Annotated in this window: 11 protein-coding genes; 5 read left to right on the top strand and 6 right to left on the bottom strand. The window is 35.9% G+C overall.

The annotated features are described in order from the left end of the window. Window positions 1-158: 158 nt before the first annotated feature. Both GHI93_RS08945 and GHI93_RS08940 read left to right on the top strand, forming a co-directional pair. Window positions 159-515 carry a hypothetical protein gene (locus tag GHI93_RS08945; RefSeq protein WP_153496714.1) on the top strand — a complete coding sequence of 119 codons (357 nt, stop codon included), beginning with the start codon at window positions 159-161 and terminating at the stop codon, window positions 513-515. A gap of 220 nt (window positions 516-735) precedes the next feature. Then, entirely contained in the window at window positions 736-1,059 is a 324-nt protein-coding gene (locus GHI93_RS08940; RefSeq protein WP_153496713.1) for a hypothetical protein, read from the top strand. On the opposite strand, the gene GHI93_RS08935 is transcribed toward GHI93_RS08940, so the two are convergent. Further along, window positions 1,056-1,301: a hypothetical protein gene (locus tag GHI93_RS08935; RefSeq protein WP_153496712.1), complete on the bottom strand. Its 246-nt coding sequence runs from the start codon at window positions 1,299-1,301 to the stop codon at window positions 1,056-1,058. The genes GHI93_RS08940 and GHI93_RS08935 overlap by 4 nt on opposite strands. A 155-nt stretch (window positions 1,302-1,456) precedes the next feature. Here GHI93_RS08935 and GHI93_RS08930 point away from each other — a divergent pair, with 155 nt between their 5' ends. The 3 genes from GHI93_RS08930 to GHI93_RS08920 all read left to right on the top strand — a co-directional run bounded on the left by GHI93_RS08930 (window position 1,457) and on the right by GHI93_RS08920 (window position 4,339). Further along, a complete protein-coding gene (locus GHI93_RS08930) occupies window positions 1,457-1,927 on the top strand; it encodes a hypothetical protein (protein WP_153496711.1) in 471 nt (156 codons plus the stop codon). A gap of 307 nt (window positions 1,928-2,234) precedes the next feature. Then, window positions 2,235-3,065 (top strand): LexA family transcriptional regulator, encoded by an 831-nt coding sequence (locus tag GHI93_RS08925; RefSeq protein ID WP_153496710.1) that lies wholly within the window; start codon window positions 2,235-2,237, stop codon window positions 3,063-3,065. Between the two features lie 128 nt (window positions 3,066-3,193). Then, window positions 3,194-4,339 carry a tyrosine-type recombinase/integrase gene (locus GHI93_RS08920; RefSeq protein ID WP_153496709.1) on the top strand — a complete coding sequence of 382 codons (1,146 nt, stop codon included), beginning with the start codon at window positions 3,194-3,196 and terminating at the stop codon, window positions 4,337-4,339. Between the two features lie 86 nt (window positions 4,340-4,425). Here GHI93_RS08920 and GHI93_RS08915 read toward each other — a convergent pair whose 3' ends face one another. The 5 genes from GHI93_RS08915 to pyrR form a co-directional block, all read right to left on the bottom strand. Then, a complete protein-coding gene (locus GHI93_RS08915; protein ID WP_153496708.1) occupies window positions 4,426-5,502 on the bottom strand; it encodes a carbamoyl phosphate synthase small subunit in 1,077 nt (358 codons plus the stop codon). Window positions 5,503-5,572: 70 nt separating this feature from the next. Further along, on the bottom strand, window positions 5,573-6,499 hold the full coding sequence (locus GHI93_RS08910) for an aspartate carbamoyltransferase catalytic subunit (protein WP_153496707.1): 927 nt from the start codon (window positions 6,497-6,499) through the stop codon (window positions 5,573-5,575). Between the two features lie 30 nt (window positions 6,500-6,529). Then, complete coding sequence (locus GHI93_RS08905; RefSeq protein ID WP_153496706.1) at window positions 6,530-6,724, bottom strand: hypothetical protein; 195 nt, start codon at window positions 6,722-6,724, stop codon at window positions 6,530-6,532. A gap of 1 nt (window position 6,725) precedes the next feature. Further along, a complete protein-coding gene (locus tag GHI93_RS08900; protein ID WP_153496705.1) occupies window positions 6,726-8,012 on the bottom strand; it encodes a uracil-xanthine permease family protein in 1,287 nt (428 codons plus the stop codon). A gap of 35 nt (window positions 8,013-8,047) precedes the next feature. Next, a complete protein-coding gene (gene pyrR / locus GHI93_RS08895; RefSeq protein WP_153496704.1) occupies window positions 8,048-8,569 on the bottom strand; it encodes a bifunctional pyr operon transcriptional regulator/uracil phosphoribosyltransferase PyrR in 522 nt (173 codons plus the stop codon). Between the last annotated feature and the right edge of the window lie 269 nt (window positions 8,570-8,838).

Raw genomic sequence — 8,838 nt, 5'->3', positions numbered from 1 at the left:
ATTTCTCCAACTTCTTTGGCAGAGTAACCAGCGTTAACTCGTGCAGCCTTAAGCGATATTTTTGGAGGTAATTTTTTTGTAATTTCTTCAGCCATATTGGCTCCTTTCTGATTAATGTGTGATATAATTTTGTTAAATTTATTACTGGAGGATTCCTCGTGGAATTATTAGATAAAGACTCAGAAAAAGTTTTAAAAAAACTAATTGACTATCATTATGGTGTAAATAAAGATAGTAGTTTTCAAATCGCCTCAATCAAAAATCAAAATGCTGCGGAATCGCTTGACTTTCTTATAGAAAATAAGTTCATTCAACAATTCCAAGACTCTAATGTATCCTTAACTAAGAAGGGATTAACTTACTTTGCTGCCAAAAGAGGATACAAGCGTAAAGCATGGTTTGAACATTTTTGGTTATCATTTTTTTCTACATTCATTTCTGGAATAGCTGTCGGAATAATTTTGAGTCCTGTAATAAACGCTATTGTAAAACTCATCCTCCGGTCATTAAAATGAACAAAGCTATTATCAATGCTGAAACAATGACTCCCAAAGCACAACCCAACAAGCCACCTAAGAATTCCATTGAGTGATCGTTCATATCCCTCCTCCTTTCTTTAATTGTATTTAAAATTTAATAATTTCTTAATTATCATCAATGCTATAATAGATTTGGAGCAACCACTATTACCAGTAGTGGATGACCTAAAAATATTATAGAAAGGAGGATGTGATATTGGATGATGTTCAATTAACTAAGGATTCTAAACAATTACTTGCGATAATTTATAAAGAGTACCTTAGTAAAATTAATAATGGTGTTTCCAAAAACTCTGCAAAGCGTGTCGGACATATCTCTGACATCTACGCATTAGTACCTGATTGGTTACCAGATGATGCTTTAGAAACTATGAACGGGCTGTCTAGGTCTGGGTATGTTATGAATAGTTATGGAAACAGCACTATTATTGATTCCTATTTGCTAGATAAGACGATAATATATTTTGAAAACAAAAATATTAATACCGTCAAAGAAATTGCGGATTGGGTTTTAAATTAATATAATTCCCAATCATTTCTTAAAATGTCCTTGGCTTTAGGATTCCAGAATTTTGAAGCTGTAGGCCATTTTTCTTTATATGTTCCTCCAGATTTTTCAATACCTGTTTTTGTTGGTACAATGACTATTCCAAGTGGCATAGAATTTGTAGGAATAAATACCATTCCATGGTCTTTATCTTCAGGGGTTGTAATTGCCTTATTTTCTTCTAAGGCTTTTTTCGTTGCTTCGATAATGTTCATTTTATTATCCTTTCTGATTAATTAAATTTCTGCTTTCGCAGTAAGAGAAGTTCAGGAATCGAACCTGTTCGCCAGTCTTCCCTGCTCGTTGTGAGCAATATCATAACTCCGTGATATAATGTAAGTGACCAAACTAAAATTATATTGGAGGTTTTATGAACAAAATTGATACAACAACAATTAGCTTAATCGTTGCTATAATAGCAATAATTGCACCTATGCTTACATCATTAATAAGTGGTCATCAGTCAAAAGTATCTAAAGTGGAAGATTATAAATTAAAATCATTAGATAAAATTAAACTACTATTTGAGGAATTACTTACTGCTTATGGAAAAGCTGTCACTGATTGGAATTGGGATAGCTACACTAATTTATCAGCAGCAACAGCCAAAGTTTTGCCTTACCTACCCAAGAAATATTTAAACAAATTTTTAAAGCTATTAAAAGAATATGATATAGATGATTATAAAAGTATTGAAAAATTCCAAGAAATAATTCCTGATATTCAAACCATCATAAATAAACTTACAAACGACGTTCTAAATCACTCACTTTTTCGCGAAGCGATACAAGGTTCGATAGAAAGAAAGCGTTCATTATTCCTTGGATCAAACAAAGAATAACAAATAAAATATAATTAATCAGTTCCATAATAAGCATCCTTTCCGCCCCTATGGGGCTTTTTATTTGCCAAACTCACTACTTACGTCGCGGTGGATACGTCGTGTACCGTCATTTGAACATCGTTCCGTCCGCCGTACTGAATGCTCCATGTTTGTTCGCTCGTTTAACTTTATGAATTAATTATAACATTGTTTTAAAACAATGTCAATAATAAAAACGTTAAAAAACGATATTTTTTTATTTTTTTTATTGATTTTTTCGTTTTATTCCGATATAATATAGATATAAATTAAATAGGAGAAAACAATGGGAAGAGGAAAATCTACTCCGCAAGAAGAAATCATGAAGTCTATCGTTTCTTCCAATATTAAAAAGTATTTAGAAGAGCAAGGTAAGAAGGCTATTGACCTACAAAAAGGAACTAATATTTCTCAAAGCTCAATAAGTGAATACACTAATGGAAAATCTTTGCCAAATCCTGGTAATCTTCAAAAAATAGCTGACTTTTTTGGAGTTCTTCGTGAAGATATCGACCCACGGCATGCAGAAGATTGGAAAGAGCCAGAAGTACTGAATGAAATAGTTCAACAAATAACAGATATTTCTAAACAGCTTGAAGAACCACGCCAAAAAATAGTTCTTAACACTGCTACTGTTCAATTAAGCGAGCAGAATAAACCGAAAGTAATTGACATCACAAAAGTTCCTGGATATATTCCTTACGATTCTGAAAATATGGGAATGGCTCCAATATTGGGAGACATCGCAGCTGGGTATAATATCATGGCAGAGGAAAACTTTGACGGTATGATGCCAGTCAGTGCTGAATATGCTGGTAGAGATGATGTGTTTTGGCTCAATATCAAAGGCAAGAGCATGGAGACGCTGATTCACGATGGTATGTTCGGACTATTTGAGCATTCATCAGACATCAGCGATGGAAAGATAGGCGCTGTAATGGCAGAAGATGGAAGTTGGGTTACTGTTAAACGAGTGTTTCATGATGTTGACCAAAATGGATATTTAAAAAACCTCATTCTCGTTCCTGAAAATGAAAGTTTTGATAAAATAATCGTGAATGAATACAATCCAGCTAGAGTTATTGGTAGACTGCTAGAAGTAAAGCAATTTTTCTAAAACAAAAAAGCCCACCCAGGGGGTTATGAGTTAGGGGGTGGGCTAAAGATATAGTATTAGTAAAATCTCTAGCTATGAATAGAGTTTTTTACTACACTCATTTTATCAAGAAATGGAGTAAAAAGCAAATGTGGATAGAAAATTTACCAAATGGAAAGTTTAAATATTACGAAAGATACAAAGACCCGTATACTGAAAAATGGAAAAAAATTTCAATTACGCTTGATACTAATTCTAATCGTTCAGTCAAAAGCGCTGCAAGATTATTATCAGAAAAAATAGATAATAAGATAGATTCGCACTCTATTTCTGATATAACTTTTAAAGATCTAGTGGGAGAATGGCTAAAATATTACAAAGTGCGTGTAAAAAGAAAATCATATTTACATGCATTAGACACTATGGAAGTGATTAATACTGTCATCAAGCCAGAAATGCTTATCAAAAACATTGATTCAAATTTAATTTCTAAACTAATTGATAAGATGTATACGTTTGGAAAATACTCGCTTAATTATACTTCTCAAATAAAATCAACCGTATCCCAAATTTTTAAATTTGCTATTAGTAAAAAATATATTTTTTCTAATCCAACTGATGGCGTTAAAATTGTTCCTAAAAAACAAGAGGAAGAATCGAGAAAAATAAAAATAGATCAAAAGTATCTTGAAAAAAATGAGGTTAAATTAATTTTAGAAAGATTATATTCAACGAATAGAAAAGCTAATAATGGAAGGATTGCTGAGTTCCTTTGGCTGACTGGATTAAGGTTTGGAGAGCTACAAGCATTGCAATGGAAAAACTTTGATGGAAAAAGCATTGCAGTTGATGGAACGCTAGATGCGTTTAAATTAAAAATATCAGAAGCAGTAAAAACTACACCCAAAAATATTAACAGTAGAAGAATTGTAGACATTCCTGAGAGGGCTATTGAGATACTGGAATATCAAAAACAAATAAATCAATTAAGATTTGGCATTGTAAAAGAAGATGATTATATTTTTGTTAGCGTGCAAAATAATCCAGTAGTGCTCAATAGTTTTAATACTCAGTTAAAAAAAGCGGGTATAGAAAGTAATATAGAAAAGACTTTATCATCACATATTTTTAGGCATTCTCACGTATCACTTTTGGCAGAACTGAATATACCAATAAAAACAATAATGCAGAGAGTAGGGCACGGAGACGCATCGACAACTATCAAAATCTATAATCACGTCACAAATAAATCAAAGCAAGACGTAATTAACGCTCTAAACAAAATAACGCTCTAATCATAGAACGTTTTTTTTTGCCCCTTTTTTGCCCCTTTTGATAAATTGATAATTTTTAAAGTGGTATAAACTATTGATATATATGGTTATTTAATTTCAAAGTTATCCATAAGGTCCATAAAATCATCAAATAAGTAGCTGGCGTCGTGTGGGCCAGGTGCTGCATCGGGATGAAATTGAACGGAAAAGGCGGGATGATAACGGTGCCGAATCCCCTCAATTGAATGATCATTGATTTCTTCGTGTGTGACTAAAAGTGTGTCAGGAAGATTTTCTCTGGAAACCGCATAGCCGTGATTTTGAGAGGTAAAATCAATTCGTCCAGTTGCAATTTCACGGACGGCATGATTAAACCCGCGGTGTCCAAATTTCATTTTGTAGGTTGTTGCGCCATTTGCAAGACTTAAAAGTTGGTGTCCTAAGCAGATGCCAAAGATCGGAACGTGTCCTAAAATTCCTTGAATCATCGTAATTGCTTCTGGAACATCTGTTGGATCTCCAGGGCCGTTCGTCAACATCACACCATCTGGATGCATGTTCAAGATTTCTTGTGCTGTTGTGTCATACGGTACAACGGTCACATCGCATTGCCGTTTTGAGAGTTCACGTAAAATGGAGTGTTTCAGTCCAAAATCAACCACAACAACTTTTCTTCCCATATTTGGAGAAGGGTAAGGTGTTTTTGTGCTGCTGGTTTGTACTTGATTACTTGGTAAAACTGTTGCTTTGAGTTGACTCATTTGATGTTCTAATTCATCATCTGGACTTGAAAGCGTTGCTTTCATTGTGCCGTGTTCACGAACAATTTTGGTCAATGCACGAGTATCAACTCCACTAATTCCTGGGATGTTTCTCGATTTCAAAAATTCATCCAATGAAATTTGTGTGCGCCAATTGGACGGGCGACGTGCTGCTTCATGTACAACAACCGCTTTACACGTTGGGCGAATGGATTCAAAGTCGTCTCTATTGATCCCATAATTTCCAATCAAAGGAAATGTAAACATCAAAATTTGTCCATTATAAGATTGGTCAGTGATGGATTCTTGATAGCCTGACATTCCTGTGTTAAAAACTAATTCACCAGTTACTTCAACATTAGCACCAATCGCTTCACCCTCAAATACAGTGCCATCTTCTAAGATTAGGAGTCTTTTGCTCATCATTATCTTACCTCTTTATTATTTTTTCTTTTGTCAGTACTGACAGAAATTTTAATGCTTTTTTTTAGTGCTACTGCTTTAAAATCGCCTCTAAAATCGCCATGCGCATGTAAACGCCGTTTGTCATTTGTGCCACAATTCGGCTTTTAGGGCTCACAACAAGTGCGTCAGCAAGTTCTACATCGCGATTGACCGGTGCGGGGTGCATGATAATCGCTTCTGGTTTCATGAGCGCGCTTCTCTTTGTTGTTAATCCATAACGTTTGTGATAATCACTTTTACTGAAATTTTCATTTTCGTCCGCTCCCATTCGCTCATGTTGAACGCGCAAAAACATTGCGACATCCAAAAATTCTAACACATCGTCCAATTGAACAAATTGTCCGTAAGAATCAAACTCGTGAGTATGCCAGGCTTTAGGTCCTGTAAAATAGAGTGTTGCACCCAATTTTTTTAGAATCACCATGTTTGATTTTGCAACACGAGAATGGCTCAAATCACCAGAAATTGCAATGTTGAGTTGGTCAAAATGACCAAATTCTTCATAAATTGTCATCAAATCCAGCAAACATTGACTTGGGTGCTGTCCAGAACCATCGCCAGCATTGACAATCGCACACGTGATGTGCGGTGAATCCACTAATTTTTGATAGTATTTTTCTTCTTTTGAACGAATAACAGCAACTTTCACTCCCAAAGCACACAGCGTTAGCACCGTATCAAATAAGGTTTCTCCTTTGCTGATTGAGCTTTTTTGTGCATCAAACTCCAACACTTCAAGTCCAAGTTTGCGCTCTGCAATGTGAAAGGAGTGATGTGTTCGCGTGCTATTCTCAAAAAAGAGATTACTGACAAAAGTTTGTGACCACTCCGGCATTTGCACGGTGTTATTTTTGAAAGAAATGGCGCGAGTAATCAGAGCCATAACCTCATCAACACTCAAATCTTCCATGCTTGTTAAGTGAGATAAGCTCACCGTCCCATCTGTGCGTAACATTTTTTACCTCCCTGAGTAAAATTAAATGTTTTAATTCATTTTATTTTTTGTCAGTGCTGAGCATTTTTTGTCAGTACTGACAAGATCTAAAAGGCCATTTTTACGGATTTTTAACTGGGCATGCCCAAGTTTATTGTCCCATTTTGCACTTAATTCTACCGGAACGACTACACTAATCACACCTATTGTTCCTGATAAAACAAGCGCCAATTTCCAAAGTTTCATATTATTCCTCTTTAGGTAAAATAAGATTAAGAACGATGCCAAGGATTGTCGCAATCGCTACAGAAGAGATGGCAAAATTTTGAGTGACTTCAATAATCATCCCTCCAATCCCAATAACTAATACGACAGAGCTAATCAAAAGATTGCGTTTGATGTCAAAATTCACTTTATTTTCAACTAAAATCTTCAATCCACTCGCGGCAATGACACCAAACAGAGCAATAGACGCCCCACCAATGACTGGACTTGGGATTGATTGTAAAAGTGCTGTAATTTTTCCAATGAAAGACACAACCACTGCAAGTACCGCTGCTCCTGCAATGACATAAATGGAGTGAATTTTCGTAATCGCCATGACACCAATATTTTCTCCATAAGATGTCACAGGAGGAGCACCCAAAAATCCAGCAATAATCTGTGCAACACCGTCTCCAGACAGGGTTTTTTCAAGTCCCGGATCTTTGAAATAATCTTTTTTTGTTAAACTATTTAACACCATAATATGTCCAAAATGTTCTGTCATCGTTACAAATGCAATGGGCGCCATCGTCAAAATTGCGCTAGGATAAAATGCCCAGTGGTAACTGGCAAACATGATTTGAACTGGCGGAATTGCAAGCCAGTGAGCATGAGACAATCCAGAGAAGCTCACAATCGGCTGCTTGATTATAAGTCCAATCACAAGTGCAGCAACATACCCTGTGATAATTCCCAATAAAATGGGAACAACAGATAAGAACCCACGACCATAAATACTGTAAATCACGATGGAAAGCACGGTCACCAACGCAATAAGAATGTAGGCCAAACTATATCCTTTAAGCTGACCCGGATTGATATACATGGCATCATTGATTGCAGTAGGTGCTAAACTTAATCCAATGACCATCACAATCGGTCCGACGACAATCGGTGGAAGCACTTTATCAATCCACCCTTTTCCAGCCACTTTTACGATGAGCGCAACAATTAGATAAACTAATCCTCCAGTCATCGCACCTTGTGCAATCGCTGGAATTCCACCGTGTTTCATCAATAAAGTCATCGCGCCAATATATGCAAAACTTGATCCCATATAGGCGGGCACTTTATATTTTGTGACCGTCATGTGTGCAAGCGTTCCAAGTCCTGATGAAAGTAATGCAATCGCAGGATTTATTCCAACTAATATCGGAACAAGGACCGTTGAGCCAAACATCGCAAATAAATGCTGAAAAGACAAGCCAAACCATTGTGCAGTTTTGGGTTTTTCGTACACCCCTAAAATTATATCTTCTTTATTTTCCAAAACAGTCTCATTTCTTTTTCGTTTTTTGATCGTTTTTAAAGTTCACTTGCAATTAAGATGCTGTCTGAACCATCACATTCGTTCATTTGAACAATGATTTCCTCTTCTTTTGCAGTTGGAATATTTTTTCCGATATAATCCGCACGAATCGGTAATTCGCGGTGTCCACGATCGACAAGAACTGCCAATTGAACTCGTGCTGGGCGTCCCAATTTAACTAATCCATCAATCGCTGCACGAATGGTCCGTCCAGTATATAAAACATCATCCACTAAAATAATGTCTTTATCTGTAATATCAACATTTATTTCAGTCGTATCTACATCCGCTTGACGATCATCACGAAACGGCTTTGTGTCCATCTCTCCCAACGGAATTGACAGTCCTTCAAGTTGTTTTAGACGCTCTTGAATCCGTTGAGCTAAAAACACGCCACGTGTTTTAATTCCCACCAAAACAAGCTGGTCCATTTCTTTATTTCGCTCGATGATTTCGTAAGTGATCCGTGTGATGGCCCGTTTCATTGTGATTTCATCAATGATCTCTTTTTGTTTCATACTCTTCTCCTTTTTAATCAAAAAAATACCTTCATCCAAAAAGAATGCAGGTATAAGGTTTCAGAAAAATGGGATTTCCCCACTAATTTTATTCAAATTTAAAATTTCCGCCTTGTCTGCCTCTCTGGACAACCTTAAAGGTTTTATTCATTATATCAAACTTCGCTTCAAAATACAAGAAAAAATAAACGCTTAAAGTGTATCATCTTTCGCTTGTGCGGTTTCAAATTTATGGATTTTTCCTGATGTATTGGCAGCAGGTCTTTCGT

Source organism: Lactococcus hircilactis (genome assembly GCF_009601015.1).
GTDB classification, from domain to species: Bacteria; Bacillota; Bacilli; order Lactobacillales; family Streptococcaceae; genus Lactococcus; species Lactococcus hircilactis.
Note: the sequence above shows the minus strand (reverse complement) of the source record. Positions and strands in the feature narration are given on the sequence as shown.